Genomic DNA, 19,534 nt, shown 5'->3' on the forward strand with positions numbered 1-19,534 from the left:
CCGGCGCGATGATTCGCGCCGGTTTTTTTTTACGTCACAGCCTTACTTGCTGATCGAAACCAGCGTCGCTTTGCTGCCCTCCATCCGGAACGAAAACTTCACCCGGTCCCCCACCGCCAACCCGGCCAACTGTTCCTCAGTTGCCGCAAACCCCATGGTCATCGGCGGCCACTGCAACGCCGCAACCGCACCATGAGCGATGGTCACAGTGTGCTTCGTGGCATCGATGGCCTTGATCGTGCCTTCAGCGTTGGCGGCGGGTGCCTGTTGAGTGGCGGCCTGCATCTGCATGCCCTGCATGTCATCCATCTTCATGCCGGGCATGTCCTCGGCGTGGGCAGTCAATGCAAACGCAACCAGCGTGCCGGCAACAGTGATCGGGATCAGTTTCATGAGGTTTTTCCTTCAGGTTGGAGGGTTTCAACGGACAAGTGACGGCGGCGCATCAGTCGATACGCTGCCGGGATGACGAACAGGGACAACAAGGGCGCCGTGACCATGCCACCGACCATGGGCGCGGCGATGCGGCTCATGACCTCGCTGCCGGAGCCGCTACCGAGCAGAATCGGCAACAGACCGGCGATGATCACGGCCACGGTCATGGCTTTGGGGCGTACGCGCTGCACGGCGCCTTCGCGAATCGCTGCGACCAGTCCGCGCTCGGTGCGATCGCCGAGGTCTTCGCGTTCAGCCCAGGCGTTTTTCAGGTAGAGCAGCATGATCACGCCGAACTCGGCAGAGACCCCGGCCAGCGCAATGAACCCGACCCCGGTGGCGACCGACAGGTTGTAGCCCAGCAGGTAGAGAAACCACGCACCGCCGCTCAGGGCGAATGGCAACGTGGCCATGATCAGCAGCGCCTCATCGAAGCGGGCGAAGGTCAGGTAGAGCAGCACAAAGATGATCAGCAGCGTGGCCGGCACCACGAGTTTCAGGCGAGCATTGGCCCGTTCGAGAAACTCGAACTGCCCCGAGTAGCTCAGGCTCATGCCCGGCTGCAACTTGACCTGTTCGCTGACCGCGCGGCGCAGATCAGCCACCACCGAAGCGATGTCCCGGCCCCGCACGTCGATGTACACCCAGCCGGACGGCCGGGCGTTTTCGCTCTTGAGCATCGGCGGGCCGTCCGTGACCTTGATCTTCGCCAGCATGCCGAGGGTGACCTGACTGCCCGAAGGCGTGTAGATCGGCAGTTGCTCCAGAGCACCGGGCGAGTCACGCCACTCTCGCGGGTAACGGATGTTGATCGGGAACCGCGCCAGCCCTTCAATGGTTTCCCCGACGTTCTCGCCGCCGATGGCACCGGCGACGATGGACTGCACATCGCTGATGTTCAGCCCGTATCGGCCGGCCGCGATGCGATCGATATCGACGTCGATGTAGCGGCCACCGGTCAGGCGTTCGGCCAACGCAGAACTGACGCCGGGCACGCCTTTGGCCACGCGTTCGACGGCTTGAGTGGCCGCGTCGATCTGGGCCAGATCGTTGCCGGCGACTTTCACGCCGATGGGACTTTTGATCCCGGTGGCGAGCATGTCGATGCGGTTGCGGATCGGCGGGATCCAGATGTTGGTCAGGCCCGGCACCTTCACCACACGGTCCAGTTCTTCCACGAGTTTTTCCGGGGTCATGCCCGGGCGCCATTGCTCGTGGGGCTTGAACTGGATCGTGGTTTCGAACATTTCCAGCGGTGCCGGATCGGTGGCGGTTTCGGCACGGCCGGCCTTACCGAACACATGCTCGACCTCGGGCACGGTCTTGATCAGCCGATCAGTCTGCTGCAGCAACTGCGAGGCTTTTTGCGCCGACAGTCCCGGTAAGGCCGATGGCATGTACAGCAGATCGCCCTCGTCCAGCGGCGGGAGAAACTCGCCACCGAGCCTGGAGATCGGCCATGCCGCGCTGATGAACACCAGCAGCGCCACCAGCAAGGTGAATTTCGGTCGGCGCAACACCGCATCCAGCGCCGGCTGGTAGATCCGGATCAGCCAGCGGTTGAGCGGATTGTGGCGCTCATCCGGGATCCGTCCACGGATCCAGTAGCCCATCAGCACCGGCACCAGCGTCACCGACAAGCCCGCTGCCGCCGCCATCGCGTAAGTCTTGGTGAACGCCAGCGGACCGAACAGCCGCCCTTCCTGCGCCTGCAAGGTAAACACCGGAATGAACGACAGCGTGATGATCAACAGGCAAAAAAACAGCGCCGGCCCCACTTCCGCTGCCGCGTCTGTCATCACCTGCCAATGGCGCTCGCCCTTGAGTTCCTGTCCCGGATTGGCCGCGTGCCACGCTTCGATTTTCTTGTGGGCATTCTCGATCATCACCACGGCTGCATCGACCATCGCGCCGATGGCGATGGCAATCCCGCCCAACGACATGATGTTGGCGTTCAGCCCCTGATGGCGCATCACGATAAAAGCGATCAGCACACCCACCGGCAACGAGATGATCGCCACCAATGAAGAGCGCAAATGCCAGAGGAAGATCCCGCAAACCAGCGCAACGACGATGAACTCTTCGAGCAGTTTGTGGCTGAGGTTATCGACGGCGCGGTCGATCAGCTTGCTGCGATCGTAAGTGGTGACGATCTCCACGCCGGGCGGCAGGCTGTTTTTCATGTCGTCGAGCTTGGCCTTGACCGCCGCGATGGTCTCGCGGGCGTTCTTGCCGCTGCGCAGGATCACCACGCCACCGACGGTCTCGCCCTGGCCGTCCAGCTCGGTGATGCCGCGGCGCATGTCCGGCCCGGTCTGGATCGTCGCGACATCGCCCAAAGTCACCGGCACTCCACTGGCGCCGAGTTTGAGGGGGATCGCCCGGAAGTCGTCGAGGCTCTTCAGGTAGCCGGAGGCCCGCACGATGAACTCGGTCTCGGCCATTTCCAGCACGGCACCGCCGGTTTCCTGATTGGCTTTGCCGATGGCCTCACGCACCTGCGCCAGGGTGATGCCGAGACTGGCCAGCCGCACCGGGTCGGGCTGCACCTGATACTGCTTGACCATGCCGCCGAGGGTGGCGACTTCGGCGACGTTGGGCAGGGTCTTGAGCTCGAATTTGAGGAACCAGTCCTGCAACGCGCGCAACTGCGCCAGATCGTGCTGGCCACTGCGATCCACCAACGCGTACTGATAGATCCAGCCGACCCCGGTGGCGTCCGGTCCCAACGCCGGTTTGGCACTGGCCGGCAGGCGACTCTGGATCTGGCTCAGGTATTCCAGCACCCGCGAGCGCGCCCAGTACTGATCGGTGCCGTCCTCGAACAGCACATAAACGAAGCTGTCACCGAAGAACGAATAGCCGCGCACGGTTTTCGCCCCCGGCACCGAGAGCATGGTGGTCGTCAGCGGATAGGTCACCTGGTTCTCGACAATCTGCGGCGCCTGTCCGGGATACGGCGTGCGGATGATCACCTGCACGTCGGACAGATCCGGCAGCGCATCGATCGGCGTGCTCTGCACCGACCACACCCCCCAGGCCGTGACAAATAGCGTCGCCAACAGCACCAGAAAGCGGTTGGCCACGGACCAGCGAATCAGCGCGGCGATCATGGCTGGCTCCCCGAGGCGTTCCCGTCCACCTCAAGCGGCTCGGCGACGATGCCCCTGAGACTGGCCTCGGAATCGAGCAGGAACTGGCCGGACGTCACCACTTCCTGCCCCTCCTCCAGACCTTTGAGGATCACCGTTTTGCCGTCGCTTTCCTGACCGAGACGTACCTCTACCGGGCGGTAGTGCCCCGCCTCTTCAGCGAGCATGACCAACGCGCGCTTGCCGGTACGGATGACCGCTTCGGTCGGCACCCACAGCTTGTCTTGCCCGGTCGAGCGGTTCAGCCGTACTTGTGCGGTCATCCCCGGCCGCAAGCGTCCATCAGCGTTGGCCAATTCGACCCGTACGCGCAGGGTGCGGCTGTCGGGGTTGGTGTCCGGCAGAATCGCGCTGACCTTGCCGTTGAACACGGTGCCGGGAAACGCCGGCAGTCGCGCTTCGATGGACTGCCCCTCGGTGATTGAGCCGGTTTGCGACTCCGGTACCGCCACAGCGAGCCAGACACTGCCCAGGCCGTTGATCCGCGCCAGTGTTTCGCCGTTCGCCACGGTCATGCCGGTGCGCACGTTGAGCTCCTGCAACACGCCGCCCACCGGGCTGGTGACGGTCAGGTTCGGCTGGACCTTGCCACTGCGCTCCACCTGGACAATCAGGTTCGATGGCATGCCGGTCAGTTGCAAACGCTGGCGCGCCGCTGCGATCAGGTCCCGGTCGCCGCTGCGCTTGAGGGCGAGAAACTCGGTCTGCGCCGCCGCCCAGTCCGGTACGAGAATGTCTGCCAACGGCGCGCCTGCCGCCAACACATCCCCCGGTGCCCGGGCATAAACCCGTTCGACAAACCCGCTGGTACGCGTCTGGATCACCGCCACATCCCGCTCGTTGAACGCCAGTACGCCTGTCACGTCGAGGCTGGAGGCGAAGGCCCCACGTGTGACCTTTGCCGTGCGCAAGCCCAGATTCTGGGTCAGGCCCGAATCGATGCTGACCGTCGCATTGCCTGCGCCGTCGCTGGCGTATCGCGGTACCAGTTGCATGTCCATGAAGGGCGACTTGCCCGGTTTGTCGAACTTCTGCTGCGGATACATCGGGTCGTACCAGTACAAGGCTTTCGATGTGGCGCCCTGCTCCGGAGCTGCGCCGGGTTCGCCGTTCATGCGCTGATAAGCCACGCCGTAACCTGCGGCAACGCCCACTGCGAGGGCGAGACCGGCCAGCCAGAAGCCATTGAAATTGGGTCGGTTCACAGGCGGGTCTCCCCATAAGCGAAATGCAGACGCGCAGCGGTCAGCGCGCGCTGTTCTTCCACGTCGATCTGTTGGAAGCGAGCCTCAATGAGTTCACGGCGGGCGCTGACCACCGCGTTCAGATCGCCCTTGCCCGCGCGATAACTGGCCAGACTCAAGTCGACTTTCTCTTTGGCCAGCGGCACGAGGCTTTGCTGACTGCGCAGCAGCGCCCGGTCGAGCCGCGCGTAGTCGGCCAACTGATTTTCCAATTGCTCGGTGTGCTCACGGGACAGGGCTTCGCGCTCGGCTTCCAGTTGGCTGAGTTCGGCTTGTCGGGCGGCGATTTTCGGGTTCTGCCGCGTCTCGGGGAACAGCGGCAAATCCCAGGAAAACTGCACACTGACCATGTCGCCAAACTCGCGGCCACGGTGCTGGTAATCCACTTCCCAGCTCCAGTCGGACTTTTTCTCGGACACCGCCTCTTGCACCTTTGCCTGCGCTTCGCGAGTCATGGGCGCAAACGCGGCCAGTTCGGGATGGTGTTGCAGTTGATGGTTGAAGGTGGCGGGCTCGACCGGCCACTGCGGCAAGTTGCCTTCGGGTTTGTCGTTGGCGGCCGCACCGATCCAGCGTTTGAGGGCCGCTCGGGCCTGGGTGCGCTCCCGTGTCAGGTTGTCTTCCTGCTCCGCCAGTCGGGCGGCTTCCTGCTTCGGCGTCACGGCGTCGGCAGGTTGCGCGCGGCCGCCGGCGATCTGCGCCCGGACGGTATCGGTCAGCAGACGGTTTTCCTTGTAGAAGTCCTGAAGCAAACCCTGTTTGCGCTCGACCGAATAACTGCCGATCCAGGCCAGTGCCGTGGCCTGACGGACTGTCAGGCGCTCGACGCGACGTTCCGCCGCCGCACGCTCGATGGCCGCGTCGGCGACTTCGATGCGCGCCTTGCGCTTGTCGCCGTTGGGCATGTCCTGGCGCCAGCCGACCATTTGCATGGTCATGAAGTCCTGGTCGAGGCTGTAGCGATCCGGGCCGCCGACGGGATAGTTCTGCACGCCCAGCACCAGTTTCGGATCGGGCAACTCCCCCGCCGGAATGGCGGCGCTGCTGGCGGCCTGGATTTTTGCGTCTTGCGCATTCAGCGACGGCGCGTTGGTTTCCGCCAGCCGCAGCGCCTCATCGAGTGTCAACGCGGCCGCAAAACCCGGCCACGCCAGCACGCTTGCCGCGAAACTGGCCACCAACGGCCACCCCGTGCAATTGCACTTGAATTTCATGTTTACGATTCCTGTGATCGTCCGCTGCGCGCGGTGAAAAACACACGCACAGCCAATCCACTCCGCCTGGGCGGAATGAGCTTCGAAGGGAGACAGGAATCAGACGCGGGGCGGTCGCCAGACCCCGGACGGGGTCGCTACAGGCAGGGAATCACTGAAGAATGAAAGCGTCACGGGGCTGAACACAGTGACGGGCGGCTTGAGGATCGAGACCTGCAGCACACCGCCGGTCTTGCACTCCTGGCCTGGCTTGCAGGGAGTGCCATGGTCGGCAGGACTTTTCATGTCCTTGCAGCAATCCATGTTCATGCCGTCCATCATCGCCATGCCCATGGCTTGCATCGGGCAGGGTTCTGTCGGCGCCTGCACGCCCGCCATCCCGCTGAGGGGAAGCGCCAGGCTGATCAGGAAGATGAGACAAAACCGCAGATAGCGTTTCATGGCCGGGAGTTTAGTCGCGAAAAAGAGTGCTTTCAATTCGATGCCCGGCGATATCACCGGACACGCATTAAGCCAGGATTAGCAACAGAAAATGATGCAGCAGGCGCCTGATCACCTAACCTCATTGATTGTGTGATCAACCGGAATCAGCCAGTCCCATGCGCAATGCATTGATGTCATTGGTATTCGTCGCTCTGACCCTGCTCGGCCCGGGCCTGACAACCGTGTCGGCCGCTGACTTGTCGAGCACAATCGACATCGGCGCCCCGCTTCCCGGGGTCGGCCAAAACGATCTGCAAGCGCTGCAACAACGCCTCGATGGCCTCAAGCAGCAGATCTCGTCCGCCAACAACTACAACCAGCTCGAAGGCCCGCAGGATCGGGTGCAGATGTTCATTCTGGACATCGATCGGTTGTCGGCGTCGCTGCTGCCGCAGCAGGCACAACTGACCGTGCAACTGGGCGTTTTGGGGGCGACACCGGCGGAAACGGTAGCCGCTGAACAGGCCGATATCGCCGCACAACGGGCGACGCTGATCGAGCAGAAGACCAAAGTCGACACCGCCCTGAAGAACCTGGCGACACTCAAGCAGAACGCCACCGACCTGATCACACAAATTGCCAGCATTCGCCGTACGTTGCTCGAAAGCGAGCTGACCCTCGGCACCGACAGCATCCTGAGCCCCGGTTTCTGGGCACCATTGGTCGATCCCGACCCTGACGATCGCCAGCGCCTGCGCTCATTCGTCGATCAGATCCAGGAAACCGGCACCGAGGCCTGGCAGCCGGGGCAACGGTTCTACACCAGTGTGCTGGTGGTGCTGGCCTTCATCATCTGGACACTGGGCCGCCGGCTCGCCGACCGCTGGCTAGCGTGGGTGTGCATTCATCGCATGCCGGAAGGTCGGCTGCGCCGCAGTTCCCTGGCGTTTGCCTCGGCGCTGGCGACACTGGCGACCACCGCGATTGCCCTGGAGTTGCTGTATTACGCCTGCACGCGGCATGTGCCGTTGCCACCGATGCTGGCGACGTTCTCCGACGAGTTCCAGAAAGTGGTGTATGCCTGCGTGATGATCACCGGCCTGAGCCGCGCGTTGCTGTCCACCGAGCACCCGTCGTGGCGGCTGCCGGTGATTGCCGAGCCGGTGGCGCAGACACTCAAGCCGTTCGCCCGGATCCTGTCCGCCACGCTGCTGGTGCTGGTGACGGCGGTGCAGGTCAGCAACGCGTCCGGCATGAGCAGCCAGATCGTGATCGCCGGCCGGGGCGTGATTGCGCTGGTGGTGCTGGGCATCGTCACGGTGCTGCTGATGCGCGTTGGCAAGGTGCGCAAGGCGCTGGCGGCGGCCGGCGATGCACAGGTGACGGGCAACACGTTCGCCGGCGTGGTCTACACCATTGCAACACTGGCGATGGTCATTTCCCTGGGCGCATTGCTGACGGGATATGTGTCGCTGGCCCGGTTCATCACCTACGAACTGGTGTGGGCGTTTATCGTGTTTTCCGGTTTCTACCTGCTGATGCAGTTGCTCAAGGACAGCTGCGAATACTTCTTCTCGCCCCGCCACTCCAGCGGCAAGGCACTGAAGCAACTGCTGGGGGTCGGCGACCGGCGCCTCGAACAAGCCTCGACCCTGCTGGCCGGCGTGGGCCGCGCCGCGTTGTTGCTGCTGGCGGTGATCACCCTGTTCGTCGGCGGCATCGGCACCACCCTCGGCCAGTTGGCCACCAACATCGGCGCGATTCTCGGTGGCGCCGGCCTGCGCAAACTGAACATTGTTCCCGGGCATTTGCTCAACGCGGTGCTCGCGCTGCTGATCGGTATTTACCTGATTCGTGCCCTGCGCCGCTGGCTGGACAACGAATTCCTGCCCAAGACCGACATGGACCCGGGCATGTGCGCCTCCCTCAGCACGCTGTTTTCCAATATCGGTTATGCGCTGGTGGTGTTGCTGACGCTGTCTTCGCTGGGCGTGAAGTGGACCAATCTGGCGTGGATCGTCAGTGCGCTGTCGGTGGGGATCGGTTTCGGTTTGCAGGAGATCGTGAAGAACTTCGTCTCCGGTCTGATCCTGCTCACCGAACGCCCGGTCAAGGTCGGCGACCTGATCAGCATCAGCGGCGTCGAGGGTGACATCCGCCGGATCAACGTGCGTGCCACCGAGATCCAGCTCAGCGACCGCTCCATCGTGATCGTGCCCAACTCGCAACTGATCTCGCAGAACCTGCGCAACGTCACCCTCGGCGGCAGCGCCCAGGGCGTGGCGACGCTGGAGCTGATGTTCCCGCTGGACATCGACCCCGAGCAGGTCAAAAACCTGCTGCTCGACACCTACAAAGAGCACGAAACCATCCTCGGCAAACCGGCGCCGTTCGTGCGCTTCAGCAAGCTCTCGCCCGATGGCATTACCCTGACCGTGACCGGTTACGTCGACAGCCCGCGGATTGTCGGCAAGACCAAGAGTGACTTGTTGTTCGAGATTCTCAAGCGGCTGGGGGCGGCGGGGATTGAGTTGGCCAAACCGGTGCAGCCGAGTGCCTGATGCGGTTAAACCGGCTGAAAGCGCAGATCCTCAGCGGGATGTGGACACTTGCGCAGCCGAACGCTGTTGAGTGAAGGGCAACTTCACTGAACCCAAGGCCAGCGCCAGTAGAACCAGCAAGATAAACGCCCAATCAAAGGGGCCAGGGTGTTGGCCGAGAATGACCATCGAACTGACGATGCCAAATACCGGAATCAGCAGCGACAACGGTGCCACGCGCGAAACCGGGTATTCACACAACAGCAGGTTCCATCCCCAGTAACTGAAGTGCGTCGCGGCGTACACCTGGAACGCGAGTGAAAACAGCGTCATGCCATTCAGTTGCGAAGGCAGCGCATTGAAAGGAGCGGAACCGTGTAGCAGCCACGTCAACAGCAAGAGCGGGATGGGTGGAAACAAACTCGCCCAGACGACGAAGGCAAAGATTTCACGCACTCTGGAAACCTTGATGATCACGTTGCCCATGCTCCAGGCCACTGCGCTGCCAATCACCAGGGCAAAACCAGCCCTCGGTACATCGCCGGGACTGCACAAGACGATCCCCACCAATCCTGCAGCCGCCAACACACTGCCAATCAACTGAAGCCGTCCCAAGCGTTCTCCAAAGAAGAGCACGCCCCAGCCCAGCGTGAAGAACGCGCTGAACTGGATCAGCAACGACGCGCTACCCGGCGGTACGCCCCATGCGATCCCCTGATTGATCAACGCCCACATCGCGACACCGAAGATCAACCCATAGGCCGCGATCCATCCGAAGGCAACCTGCGGACGCTTGACGAAAAACACCCAGGGCAACGCTGCCAGTGCGAAACGCAACGCCGTCAACAGCAGAGGGTCGATACCGGCCAGCCCGAGCTTGGTGACGGGGAAGTTCAATCCCCAGACAGCCGTTACCAGGACGGCGAGTAAAAAGTGCTTCTTTTGCATATTCAGTGTTTCCCCAGCGCATAGCGGAAATGCTCGTGCCAGGAGAAATATGCAAGCAATCGACCTGGCCCGCTTTCAGTCACAGGCCAACTTTCATTAATATCGGGCCATGCGTGAAAAAACCGTACCGACCTACCAGAACACACCCCGCGATGCCGTCGTGACCGCACGTGACTACGCGGATGGAACGCTGTTCCCGTTGCATGACCACCCGCGTGGACAGTTTGCGTATGCTGCCAGTGGCGTCATCACCGTCTTTACCGATCACGGCAACTGGGTCGTCCCGCCTCAGCGCGGCATCTGGGTCCCGGCGCAACTGCCTCATTCCATGCAGATGCGCGGCCCTGTCACGCTCCACAACACCTATATCCGCAAACATGCGGCGCAGCGTCTCGGGCTGGCGGATCAGTGTCAGGTGTTGGACGTATCGCCGTTGTTGCGCCAGTTGTTGCTGAAGGCAATCGATGTGCCTGCGCGCTATTCCACTCAGGGGCGCGACGGTCATCTGATGGGATTACTGCTACATGAAATTGCCGGGATGCCCGCGCTGTCACTCAACGCCCCGTTGCCGACAGAACCGCGTCTTGCGCGGGTATGCCGCGAATTTCTGGCCCAGCCCTCGTTGGAGGTGGGTATCGACGAAATGGCCCAACGTGCAGGCATGAGCCGCCGAACCTTTACCCGACAGTTTCGAGTGCACACGGGCATCAGTTACATCGAATGGCGACAGCAGGCCTGCCTGCTCTCTGCGGTTGTGCAGTTGGGAAAAGGCCAGTCGGTCACACAGGTCGCGATGATGTTGGGCTATAGCAGCTCGAGTGCATTCACAACGGCGTTCAAGCACTTGCTGGGAGAAGTGCCCAGTCGATACTTTGCAGAAAAATCTCTTCTTTAAAGGGGACAGATTTATTTTCAGGATTTATTTTCTGGAAAATCAATCTGTCCCCTTTTGGTCGTTGAAGTGCCGTGTCTGATTGCTTTAGGATCTTTGCAGGAGATGGCATTCCTCCTCAAACCGCCTCGTGCTGATGATGCCTACGTGAACCCTGGACAGGGTGCGTAGGCGTGCCTGCTTCCCTGTCCCCCACTACAGGACAGGATCATGATTCCCTTTATTCAACCCGCTGTTTTTTGCTTTTCCCCTCCGCTACCTGTTTGGCCGCAACGGTCTGAAGAGGTAAGCCCGGTATGCTGAAATCACTTCTGGTCATTGCCGTGGGTGCGTCACTGGGCGCCTGGTTGCGCTGGATCCTTGGCATGAAACTAAACGCCTTGTTCCCCGCGATTCCACCGGGCACCGTGGTTGCCAATATGGTCGGCGGCTACATCATCGGCCTGGCTATCGCATTCCTTGCAGCCTCCCCTTCGCTGAGCCCCGAATGGCGGCTGCTGATCATCACCGGCTTCTGTGGCGGGCTGACGACCTTTTCCACATTTTCAGCCGAAACCGTTGCCCTGATTCAGGAAGGCAGACTGCTCTGGGCGCTCGGCTCGATTTCATTGCACGTCGTCGGTTCGTTGGCAATGACTGCGGCGGGACTGTTGTCCTATCAATTGATTGGCACGCGTTAAGGAGACCGAAATGAAAGGTTTTCTGGTGATTTTCTTCACTCAACAAAACCGTCGTCATCAAGGAAAGATGCTCGGCGACTGGATTGTCGATCTGGCAAAGGAGCTGGGCCTGCGCGGTGCGACCCTCTCCACTGCCATCGAAGGTTTCGGCCATACCGGGCGACTGCATTCCTCGCACTTTTTTGAACTGGCGGATCAGCCGACGGAAATCCGAATGGCGATCACCGAAGAAGAGTCCGACAGACTGTTCAAGCGCCTGGAGACGGAAGATTTCTCTGTGTTTTACATAAGGACGCCGATTGAAATGGGCTTTGTCGGCAGAAAGGCCGATAGGCCGCCCCCTTCAACCCATGGCGCCCCATGATCAAGCCCTGAACAAGGACAAAAGGGACAAAAGGGGACAGATTTATTTTCTGAAAATAAATCTGTCCCCTTTTCGCAAGGTCTTGTGCCAAAGCAACTTGCGATCACTCCTCTACGGAAACGCTTTCCTCGGGAGTCGCTTCAGCCGCCAGTTTCAACCGATCAGCCTTGCTGATGTACTTCGGCTTGTTGCTTTTCGGCGCCAGTTTGGCGTTGGCCTTTCTGGATTTTTCCTTGAAGAGCTGTTGCAGTTTCTTCTGACGGTTCATCGTTTTCTGCCCTGCTTGAAAGTTGTTGAATGATATCAGCCCTGAGTCGGGCTCAAGCGAGCACTTCAGTGATCCACCGTACCTGCCGGGCCAGATCCTGCACCTTCTCTTCGCACACGGCATGCCGCGCACGCCCGAAGTGGCTCAGGGTCTGTTGCTTGTGTCGCAACCGGTGCTGCCACTTGCTGACAAACGCCGGGCTGCGCGCCTGCATCTGCAACGGTCCGAAGTACAGTTCCTCAGGGGTGTAGGCCACTGGCCCATCGCGTTCGGCGACGATGATTTCGTAGTCGAAGCGGTTTTCCCGCAAGAGTTCCTCGCAAAGAATCCGGTAGTCGTTGTCCATCAGCCATTGGCGCAGAGGCTGCTCGCCGCCGTTGGGTTGCAGGATCAGGCGCTCGCGGCCGCTCAAACGTGCCTTGCCTGCCTCGAGAATGTCGCGAATGGTCTCGCCGCCCATGCCGCACACGGTAATCGCCGTGATCCCGTCTTTCGGCTCGATCGCCATCAAGCCATTGGCCAGGCGCACGGTAATCTGTTGGCCCAGATCATTTTCACGCACGGTGCGTTCGGCCGAGCGAAACGGCGTCAACGCCATCTCCCCCGCCACCGCCGCCTCGATGGCGCCGCGACGCATCAACGCCACCGGCAGGTAGCCATGATCCGAGCCGATATCGGCCAGGCGCGCCCCGGCGGGTACGTGCGCGGCTACACGCTCCAGGCGCATGGACAATGTCTGTTCGTTCAACCGCTACCCCTTTTCACCTTGAGCGTCCGGCACTTGTGGCCGGATCGGGGCGCGATTCTGGGGGGCTACACCAACACCGTCAACCAAGCCGACAACAACAGCAAAAACGCCAGCCCGGCATTCATGCGCCGGAATGCCCGAGGTGAACCAAAGAACCGCGCACTGCCCACCCCCAGCAACGCCCACGCCGTCATGCACGGCAAGCAGACCAGCAGAAACACAAAGGCCAACAACACCATCCGCGCCTGTTCGTCGCCGTTCCCGCCAAACACGCTCACCACCGCCACGGCCATCATCCAGACCTTGGGGTTGATCAATTGCAGGCCGGCGGCACCGAAAGCGCTGAAACTGTCGTCACCCGATGTTGAGGAGTCCAGCGATGGCGGCGTACTGCGAAAAATCTGCCACGCCAACCAGCTCAACCACAGCACCCCGGCCCAGGCCATTGCCTGCTGCACGCGGGGATAGCGCAGCAGCGTTTCACCCACACCGAGCCCGACCACCAGCACCACCAGCGCCGCCGACAGACAGGCACCAAGGATGATCGGCAGCGTAGCCACCATCCCGCGCCGCGAACTGTGGCTCATCACCAGAATATTGGTCGGCCCCGGGGTGATCGAGGCAACGAAGGAAAACAGCAGAAAGGGCAACAACGATTCCATGACAGGAACTCCGGATCAGAACAGGAGGCCATGGTCGCGGTTGCGAGACGTTCAGTCTGGAAGGTTTGAGCAGCGTTTGCGGTAGTCGGCAGGGGTCAGGTGATAGGCGCGACGAAACCAGCGCCCCAAATGACTTTGATCGGCAAACCCGAGCGCGCTGGCGACGTTGGCGGGCGTTTCGCCTCGCGCCAGCATTTGTCGGGCCCGAGCCAGTCGTAGCTGGATCAAGTAGCCATGGGGCGCCAGACCGAAGGCCGACTTGAAAGCCCGGGTCAGACGAAAACGATCAACCCCACAGGCCCGGGCCAGATCATCGAGTCCGATATCTTCGAAAGCATGAGCATGCAGATAATCCCGCGCGACCTGAGCCACCCGCGGCAAGCGCGGATCGAACACCTGACGCTTGCGCCAGTCGAGGTGGGACGTCAAAGAACCCAGCAAGTGGTCGACAGCGCTTTGCCGGACGATGCGCAAATCGCCGTGATGCAGGGCGTGAAAGGCCTGATTGATGGAAGTGGCCAGGCGCGGGTCCTGGCTCAGGGTGTCGGCGAACCCGAGCTGACTGTTGTCCGGCACGTGTTCGAACAGCGCAAGCAACTCGCGCTCCAGCCAGTGCGGATCGAAATAGAGCATGGAGTAAGTAAAACCCTCCTCGGTCGGCGCATGCCCATCGTGGATTTCCCCCGGCTCCAGCATGATCACCTTGCCCGGCGTACTGAAGTGCCGCACGCGCCGGCAATCGAACTGCTGAACCCCTTGCTCGGTCACGCCCACCAGAAAACTGTCATGCCAGTGCGGGTCATAGGCATGGCCCTGGAAGTGGGCACGAATCGACTCGATCCCGGTGTCGGCATCCTGGGACAGGTCGATCCAGTTGCGTTTGTCCACGCAAGGCTCCAGAGAAATGGGTTCAACGGCTAAATTACCGCGCTTCGCGCCAGCGCGTTTAGAAGATTTGTGCAGCCACCGGCGCATTGCAACGGGTTTGTATCTCAGTGTGTACGACCGCCTCCCGGATACACCCGCCTGCATCTGGCGCGCAAACCGGAAACAGCGCGGATACATCGCCGGGCTTTACTGGACTCCAGTTCAGAAGGGTTCACCCCGAACCCGGCCCCGTCGATTGCAAAGGAGTCTTCCCATGAAGCATGCACTGCACACCACCGCTACCGGCAACACCCGTCGTCGCCTGCTGGGCCTGTCGATTCTCGCCACCGCCCTGATGCAATTCGGCACGTTCGCCAACGCAGAATCGACGGCGCCGCAATCGGTCAAGGCTGAAGTCGCCAGCGTGAAAGCCGACCTGCCCTTCGGCGCGTTGAAGCATGTGAAGGCCGGTGTACTGGACGTGGCCTACGCCGAAACCGGCCCGGCCGATGGCCCGGTGGTGATTCTGCTGCACGGCTGGCCCTACGACATTCACAGCTACGACGACGTCGCGCCGCTGCTGGCGGCCAAGGGTTATCGGGTATTGATGCCGTACGCCCGGGGTTATGGCGATACGCACTTCCTTTCCGACAAGACCGTGCGCAACGGTCAGCCTGCGGCGCTCGCCAGTGACGTCATCGACTTCATGGATGCACTGAAAATCAAACAAGCCGTGCTCGGCGGCTACGACTGGGGCGCGCGGTCGGCGGATATCGTCTCGGCGCTGTGGCCTGAACGCGTCAAAGCGCTGGTGTCGGTCAGCGGCTACCTGATCGGCAATCAGGCCGCCGGCAAGAATCCGCTGCCGCCCAAGGCCGAGCTGCAATGGTGGTATCAGTTCTACTTCGCCACCGACCGTGGTGCTGCCGGTTACGCCAAGAACACCCACGATTTCGCCAAGCTGATCTGGCAGACCGCCTCACCGAAATGGGCGCTGGACGACGCCACCTTCGACCGCAGCGCCAAGGCCCTGGAAAACCCCGATCACGTCGCCATTACCGTGTTCAACTATCGCTGGCGTCTGGGCCTGGTGCAGGGTGAAAGCCAGTACGAAGCGCTGGAACAGAAACTCGCCACCGCGCCATCGATCAGCGTGCCGACCATCACTCTGGAAGGCGATGCCAACGGCGCGCCACACCCGGCGCCCGAGGATTACGCCAAGCGGTTTACCGGCAAGTACGAGTTCCGTCTGATCAACGGCGGCATCGGCCACAACCTGCCGCAGGAAAGTCCGCAGACCTTTGCCAAGGCGATCATCGACGCCGATCACCTTTGAAGTAGCACGCCAAACGGCTCATCGATGTAAAGGAAAGATGTCAACCCATGGACATGCGTGAAACTTGCGCAGACCTTGGCATTCACGATGAATGAACCATGTCCATGGGCGCTTGCAGAAAACTGATCTCGGCCAGGCCGAGAAAATTTATGCTTACTCCGAAATCCATCAGAACTACAAATTTGACTCAAATTGAACAATCATGTTCAATTTGTGCTGTGCCGTATTCCTGCGTCTGGAGGCTCCCGTAGTGAAGCTTAATCCCGCACAGCAGCCCGTTAATGTACAAAAAAACCTGCAGCCAGCACGCCACGAGGCACCCACCGTGCGCGCCCATGCGCTGACTCATCTGATTTTCGAGCGGCCGGATCTGGAACGGACCGAGCGATTTCTACGGGACTTCGGACTGCTGACGGTTCTGCGCAATGCGGATCTGCTGCTTTTGCGTGGTACCGGAACGGCACCCTATTGCTATCGCGTACATCGCGGCAAGAAGCCACGTTTTATTGGTTTCGGTCTGAGCGTCGATTCCCGTCCCGACCTGCAGCGTCTGAGCTTGTTACCGCAAGCATCATCCATCATGCCGTGCGATCACCCCGGCGGTGGCGAACAAGTCACCTTGCGCGACCCGTCCGGTTTCCTCGTCGAGGCCCTTCATGGCCAGTCGGTGGTTGGCTCCAGGCCCCATCGCTCGCCCTTGCCACTCAACCTTGGGGATAGCGTGGTGCGCATCAATGCAACCCAGCGTCCGCCGATTGCTCCACCGGAGATCATCCGCCTTGGCCATCTCGTGCTGGAAGTGGCGGACTTCCAGCGCACCTGCGCCTGGTACACACAACACTTCGGATTCATTCCCAGCGATGTGCAGTTGTTGCCTGACGGTTCGCCGGCGGTGGCCTTCCTGCGTCTGAATCTGGGCGACACGCCAGCCGACCATCACACGCTGGCCCTGGCCCAGGGATTCATGCCGGCCTACAGCCATAGCGCTTATGAGGTGGTCGATCTGGACGCCGTCGGCATGGGCCAGAAGGTTCTTCGGGATCGGGGTTGGCGCCATGCCTGGGGTATTGGCCGGCACATTCTTGGAAGCCAGATCTTCGATTACTGGCAGGACCCGTTCGGCGACAAGCACGAGCACTATTGTGATGGTGACCGATTCACTGCCGACCAGCCCACAGGTGTGCACAGTATCAGCGCAGCGGCGATGTCCCAGTGGGGCAAATCCATGCCCAGAAGTTTTACCAAACCGAAACTGACACCGGCGAATGTTCTTTCCTTGTTCCGCCATCTTCGCCGCAGTCCGGATCTGAGCGTGCGCAAGCTGATCACACTGGCACGCCTGTTCGCCTGATTTTGCAGCGTCGCAAACCACACGAGGTTGGCGCTGGCCCCCTCCTCACCCCCCAGGAGTCGTTGTCATGGCTGTGCAGGTTGTCCGTTTCGAATATCAGAACACCGTCCAATGGGGACGTATTCACAATCAGCGCATCACGCCCGTTTCTGGGCAATACGCGACAACCGGCGAGTTCATCCGGCAAGTCAGCATCGAGCAGTTGCGCGACCTAAAGAGCCCGACACTCGAACTCAATCAAGTGCGGCTGCTCTCCCCGGTCACCCGCAACCAGCAGTTTGTCTGTCAGGGTGCCAACTACCGTCAGCACATGATCGAGTCCGGGATGGATCCGGACGCCAAGTCGTACAATATGATGTTTACCAAGGCAGCCAGTTGCATTTGCCCGGCCGACAGCGACCTGATCAAGCCACGCCATGTCCGCTTTCTCGACTACGAGATTGAACTGGGCCTGGTCATGCGCAGCGACATCAACGGCCCGGTCCAGATTGACGACAGCAACCTGCACCAGTTCGTGGCCGGACTGGTCATCGTCAATGACTATTCGGCGAGGGACATCCAGATTCCGCAGATGCAGTTCTACAAAGGCAAAAGTTTCCGCACCTTCGGTCCGGTCGGACCTTATTTGTGTCTTTTGGAAGCCAACCAGATGCATTACCTCAAGGCCCTGCAGCTGCGCCTGACCGTCAACGACCAACTGCGCCAAGAGGACAATACCGCGAACATGGTTTACACCCCTGCGCAGACCCTGACAGAACTGTCTGCCGTGCAAGACCTCGCGGCCGGAGACCTGATTGCCACAGGCACTCCGGCCGGCTGTGCGCTGGCCATTCCATCACCCGCCACCCAGCGCATTGCCACCCTGCTGCCCGAGGCCCTCAAGTGGAAACTGTTTCTGAAGGCCCAGGCCAGCCGCGAGCGCTACCTCAAGCCGGGCGACAGGGTCGAGGCGAGAATCCGTAGCGCGGACGGCATTGTCGATCTGGGTGTCCAGCGCAATCTTGTCGTCGAGCAAGACTGATCAGAAGCTGTGATTCAACTGCAGCCCAAGTCCGTTGATCGTGTTCTGGTAGGTGGCGCTGTAACCCGGACGCAGCCCACCCTGGGACGTGTCCTGTGACACTTTTACCGGATCTTCGTGGATGTAGCCGTATCCCAGATCCAGAGAGGTCTGATCGGTCATCTGCCAGTTCAGGCCAACGGTGAAAATCTTCCGGTCTCCCGTTGGTGCACGGGTGGACGTGTACTGATTGGGCATCGGCGTCGGCTCATAGGCGATCCCGCCACGAACCTTCCATTGCTTGTTCAGGCGATAGGACATGCCGGTGGAGAACGACCAGGTATCACGCCACTTCAGGGTTTCGAGGATCGTATCGAAAGGGCCATAGGCCTGTGGCACACCGGAGTTCAGCACCCTCAATTCCTGCACGCGACTCCAGCGACTCCACAACGCACCGGCGGAGACATCCAGTCGATCATTGATGCGCCAGGTCGCCGAGGCATCGACCGTTTCCGGTGAAGTGAAATCCAGGCTCGCGTCATATTTGCCGTTGAGCCCCGGCAGCCCCAGCCCCGGGATCGGTGCCAGCAATCCATTGGCACCGGAGACCTTGGTCTTTCCGCTCAGCTTGTAATCGACTCTGGAGTGATAGGTTAGCCCCAGGGTCAGGTCGTCGAGCGGGTCGAACAGGATGCCCAGACTGAAGCCCATGGCTGTGTCGTCGCCGGTGACTTTGACAGTCCCGTCGCCCTGCCCGCCCACCGCGCTGTTGGCGATCTTGCTTTCGAGCAGCCCGTCGAGGCGGTTGATCGTCGGCCCAAAACCCACGGACAGTCGATCATTGATCCGGTAACTGACCGTCGGCTGCAAGGTGACGACCTTCACCTGAGTCTGCGAGCTGCGGTAGCGTCCCTGGAAGTTGCTTTCGTAGTCCGTGCTCCCGCCAAACGGGGCGTAAACCCCAAACCCAACGTGCCAGTCCTCGTTGAGTTGCAGCGTGTAGAAGCCCGATGGCACGACGATCGGATCAGGCACCATATCGCCGTGCGAAGTGCCCGACACCGTGGTATTGACGTTGCTGATGCGCGAACTGACATCAATGAAACTGAGACCGCCACTGACGTGTTCACCCGCCAGGCGGGACATGCCGGCGGGGTTGCCGTAAACGATCGAGGCGTCCTGCACATCAGAAGCCCGACCGGAATAAGCCTTGCCTCCCGAGCTGATGCTCTGTTCGTTGATTTGCAGGCCGTTGGCCAGGAGTTGAGTGGAGGTGAGGCAAAGCCCCAGCACACAAAGCTGATTTCTTATTGTCATGATCTGGCTCTTGTTATTTTTTTGGTGGGCGCGAACACCCAAGGCACGCGGATGGATCGTTGGATTCAATGATGAGATAGGTCGCCGGCCATC

The 19,534-nt window shown here is 61.0% G+C and carries 18 protein-coding genes and 1 riboswitch; of the genes, 7 read left to right on the forward strand and 11 right to left on the reverse strand.

Annotated elements, in window-relative coordinates; genetic code table 11:
- Nucleotides 1–42 precede the first annotated feature (42 nt).
- From AC1RMX_RS27170 to AC1RMX_RS27190, 5 genes are all read right to left on the reverse strand, one after another.
- Complete coding sequence (locus AC1RMX_RS27170) at nucleotides 43–393, reverse strand: copper-binding protein (RefSeq protein ID WP_192560688.1); 351 nt, start codon at nucleotides 391–393, stop codon at nucleotides 43–45.
- On the reverse strand, nucleotides 390–3,548 hold the full coding sequence (locus AC1RMX_RS27175; protein WP_493073577.1) for an efflux RND transporter permease subunit: 3,159 nt from the start codon (nucleotides 3,546–3,548) through the stop codon (nucleotides 390–392). Before AC1RMX_RS27175 ends, AC1RMX_RS27170 begins: the two co-directional genes overlap by 4 nt.
- Nucleotides 3,545–4,792 carry an efflux RND transporter periplasmic adaptor subunit gene (locus tag AC1RMX_RS27180; RefSeq protein ID WP_493073578.1) on the reverse strand — a complete coding sequence of 416 codons (1,248 nt, stop codon included), beginning with the start codon at nucleotides 4,790–4,792 and terminating at the stop codon, nucleotides 3,545–3,547. Before AC1RMX_RS27180 ends, AC1RMX_RS27175 begins: the two co-directional genes overlap by 4 nt.
- Entirely contained in the window at nucleotides 4,789–6,045 is a 1,257-nt protein-coding gene (locus AC1RMX_RS27185) for a TolC family protein (RefSeq protein WP_493073579.1), read from the reverse strand. Before AC1RMX_RS27185 ends, AC1RMX_RS27180 begins: the two co-directional genes overlap by 4 nt.
- Nucleotides 6,046–6,144: 99 nt before the next feature.
- Nucleotides 6,145–6,486 (reverse strand): hypothetical protein, encoded by a 342-nt coding sequence (locus AC1RMX_RS27190; protein WP_096821826.1) that lies wholly within the window; start codon nucleotides 6,484–6,486, stop codon nucleotides 6,145–6,147.
- A gap of 158 nt (nucleotides 6,487–6,644) precedes the next feature.
- On the opposite strand from AC1RMX_RS27190, the gene AC1RMX_RS27195 reads away from it, so the two are divergent.
- The gene (locus tag AC1RMX_RS27195) at nucleotides 6,645–9,029 is read left to right on the forward strand and encodes a DUF3772 domain-containing protein (protein WP_493073580.1); all 2,385 of its coding nucleotides are present in this window, start codon (nucleotides 6,645–6,647) and stop codon (nucleotides 9,027–9,029) included.
- 30 nt (nucleotides 9,030–9,059) lie between these two features.
- On the opposite strand, the gene AC1RMX_RS27200 is transcribed toward AC1RMX_RS27195, so the two are convergent.
- Complete coding sequence (locus AC1RMX_RS27200; RefSeq protein ID WP_493073582.1) at nucleotides 9,060–9,956, reverse strand: EamA family transporter; 897 nt, start codon at nucleotides 9,954–9,956, stop codon at nucleotides 9,060–9,062.
- Between the two features lie 109 nt (nucleotides 9,957–10,065).
- Here AC1RMX_RS27200 and AC1RMX_RS27205 point away from each other — a divergent pair, with 109 nt between their 5' ends.
- The 3 genes from AC1RMX_RS27205 to AC1RMX_RS27215 all read left to right on the forward strand — a co-directional run bounded on the left by AC1RMX_RS27205 (nucleotide 10,066) and on the right by AC1RMX_RS27215 (nucleotide 11,892).
- Nucleotides 10,066–10,851 carry an AraC family transcriptional regulator gene (locus tag AC1RMX_RS27205; RefSeq protein WP_096821702.1) on the forward strand — a complete coding sequence of 262 codons (786 nt, stop codon included), beginning with the start codon at nucleotides 10,066–10,068 and terminating at the stop codon, nucleotides 10,849–10,851.
- Between the two features lie 89 nt (nucleotides 10,852–10,940).
- Nucleotides 10,941–11,001: riboswitch (Fluoride riboswitch) on the forward strand.
- 143 nt (nucleotides 11,002–11,144) lie between these two features.
- Entirely contained in the window at nucleotides 11,145–11,528 is a 384-nt protein-coding gene (crcB, locus tag AC1RMX_RS27210; RefSeq protein WP_096821701.1) for a fluoride efflux transporter CrcB, read from the forward strand.
- A 10-nt stretch (nucleotides 11,529–11,538) separates the two neighbouring features.
- A complete protein-coding gene (locus AC1RMX_RS27215; protein WP_096821700.1) occupies nucleotides 11,539–11,892 on the forward strand; it encodes a DUF190 domain-containing protein in 354 nt (117 codons plus the stop codon).
- Between the two features lie 103 nt (nucleotides 11,893–11,995).
- Here AC1RMX_RS27215 and AC1RMX_RS27220 read toward each other — a convergent pair whose 3' ends face one another.
- The 4 genes from AC1RMX_RS27220 to AC1RMX_RS27235 all read right to left on the reverse strand — a co-directional run bounded on the left by AC1RMX_RS27220 (nucleotide 11,996) and on the right by AC1RMX_RS27235 (nucleotide 14,458).
- A complete protein-coding gene (locus AC1RMX_RS27220; protein ID WP_102621636.1) occupies nucleotides 11,996–12,160 on the reverse strand; it encodes a DUF2986 domain-containing protein in 165 nt (54 codons plus the stop codon).
- A 52-nt stretch (nucleotides 12,161–12,212) separates the two neighbouring features.
- Nucleotides 12,213–12,908, reverse strand: a complete 696-nt coding sequence (locus AC1RMX_RS27225) for a tRNA (adenine(22)-N(1))-methyltransferase (RefSeq protein WP_493073583.1) — start codon at nucleotides 12,906–12,908, stop codon at nucleotides 12,213–12,215.
- A gap of 65 nt (nucleotides 12,909–12,973) precedes the next feature.
- Entirely contained in the window at nucleotides 12,974–13,570 is a 597-nt protein-coding gene (locus AC1RMX_RS27230) for a LysE family translocator (protein WP_493073585.1), read from the reverse strand.
- A 51-nt stretch (nucleotides 13,571–13,621) separates the two neighbouring features.
- Nucleotides 13,622–14,458: an AraC family ligand binding domain-containing protein gene (locus AC1RMX_RS27235; RefSeq protein WP_493073586.1), complete on the reverse strand. Its 837-nt coding sequence runs from the start codon at nucleotides 14,456–14,458 to the stop codon at nucleotides 13,622–13,624.
- 253 nt (nucleotides 14,459–14,711) lie between these two features.
- Between AC1RMX_RS27235 and AC1RMX_RS27240 the strand changes: the two genes are divergently transcribed.
- The 3 genes from AC1RMX_RS27240 (at nucleotide 14,712) to AC1RMX_RS27250 (ending at nucleotide 18,145) form a co-directional block, all read left to right on the forward strand.
- The gene (locus AC1RMX_RS27240) at nucleotides 14,712–15,773 is read left to right on the forward strand and encodes an alpha/beta fold hydrolase (protein WP_102621640.1); all 1,062 of its coding nucleotides are present in this window, start codon (nucleotides 14,712–14,714) and stop codon (nucleotides 15,771–15,773) included.
- A 202-nt stretch (nucleotides 15,774–15,975) separates the two neighbouring features.
- Nucleotides 15,976–17,124 carry a VOC family protein gene (locus AC1RMX_RS27245; RefSeq protein WP_493073588.1) on the forward strand — a complete coding sequence of 383 codons (1,149 nt, stop codon included), beginning with the start codon at nucleotides 15,976–15,978 and terminating at the stop codon, nucleotides 17,122–17,124.
- A gap of 67 nt (nucleotides 17,125–17,191) precedes the next feature.
- A complete protein-coding gene (locus tag AC1RMX_RS27250; RefSeq protein ID WP_096821693.1) occupies nucleotides 17,192–18,145 on the forward strand; it encodes a fumarylacetoacetate hydrolase family protein in 954 nt (317 codons plus the stop codon).
- On the opposite strand, the gene AC1RMX_RS27255 is transcribed toward AC1RMX_RS27250, so the two are convergent.
- Nucleotides 18,146–19,441 (reverse strand): OmpP1/FadL family transporter, encoded by a 1,296-nt coding sequence (locus AC1RMX_RS27255; RefSeq protein WP_493073589.1) that lies wholly within the window; start codon nucleotides 19,439–19,441, stop codon nucleotides 18,146–18,148.
- Nucleotides 19,442–19,534 lie beyond the last annotated feature (93 nt).

The sequence above is a fragment of the Pseudomonas sp. GW822-FHT03F04 genome, assembly GCF_058801405.1.

Coding starts and splice junctions, on each gene's coding strand:
- AC1RMX_RS27170 (WP_192560688.1), bottom strand. CDS start 393: ATGAAACTGATCCCGATCACTGTTGCCGGCACGCTGGTTGCGTTTGCA.
- AC1RMX_RS27175 (WP_493073577.1), bottom strand. CDS start 3,548: ATGATCGCCGCGCTGATTCGCTGGTCCGTGGCCAACCGCTTTCTGGTG.
- AC1RMX_RS27185 (WP_493073579.1), bottom strand. CDS start 6,045: ATGAAATTCAAGTGCAATTGCACGGGGTGGCCGTTGGTGGCCAGTTTC.
- AC1RMX_RS27190 (WP_096821826.1), bottom strand. CDS start 6,486: ATGAAACGCTATCTGCGGTTTTGTCTCATCTTCCTGATCAGCCTGGCG.
- AC1RMX_RS27195 (WP_493073580.1), top strand. CDS start 6,645: ATGCGCAATGCATTGATGTCATTGGTATTCGTCGCTCTGACCCTGCTC.
- AC1RMX_RS27200 (WP_493073582.1), bottom strand. CDS start 9,956: ATGCAAAAGAAGCACTTTTTACTCGCCGTCCTGGTAACGGCTGTCTGG.
- AC1RMX_RS27205 (WP_096821702.1), top strand. CDS start 10,066: ATGCGTGAAAAAACCGTACCGACCTACCAGAACACACCCCGCGATGCC.
- crcB (WP_096821701.1), top strand. CDS start 11,145: ATGCTGAAATCACTTCTGGTCATTGCCGTGGGTGCGTCACTGGGCGCC.
- AC1RMX_RS27215 (WP_096821700.1), top strand. CDS start 11,539: ATGAAAGGTTTTCTGGTGATTTTCTTCACTCAACAAAACCGTCGTCAT.
- AC1RMX_RS27220 (WP_102621636.1), bottom strand. CDS start 12,160: ATGAACCGTCAGAAGAAACTGCAACAGCTCTTCAAGGAAAAATCCAGA.
- AC1RMX_RS27230 (WP_493073585.1), bottom strand. CDS start 13,570: ATGGAATCGTTGTTGCCCTTTCTGCTGTTTTCCTTCGTTGCCTCGATC.
- AC1RMX_RS27240 (WP_102621640.1), top strand. CDS start 14,712: ATGAAGCATGCACTGCACACCACCGCTACCGGCAACACCCGTCGTCGC.
- AC1RMX_RS27245 (WP_493073588.1), top strand. CDS start 15,976: ATGTTCAATTTGTGCTGTGCCGTATTCCTGCGTCTGGAGGCTCCCGTA.
- AC1RMX_RS27250 (WP_096821693.1), top strand. CDS start 17,192: ATGGCTGTGCAGGTTGTCCGTTTCGAATATCAGAACACCGTCCAATGG.
- AC1RMX_RS27255 (WP_493073589.1), bottom strand. CDS start 19,441: ATGACAATAAGAAATCAGCTTTGTGTGCTGGGGCTTTGCCTCACCTCC.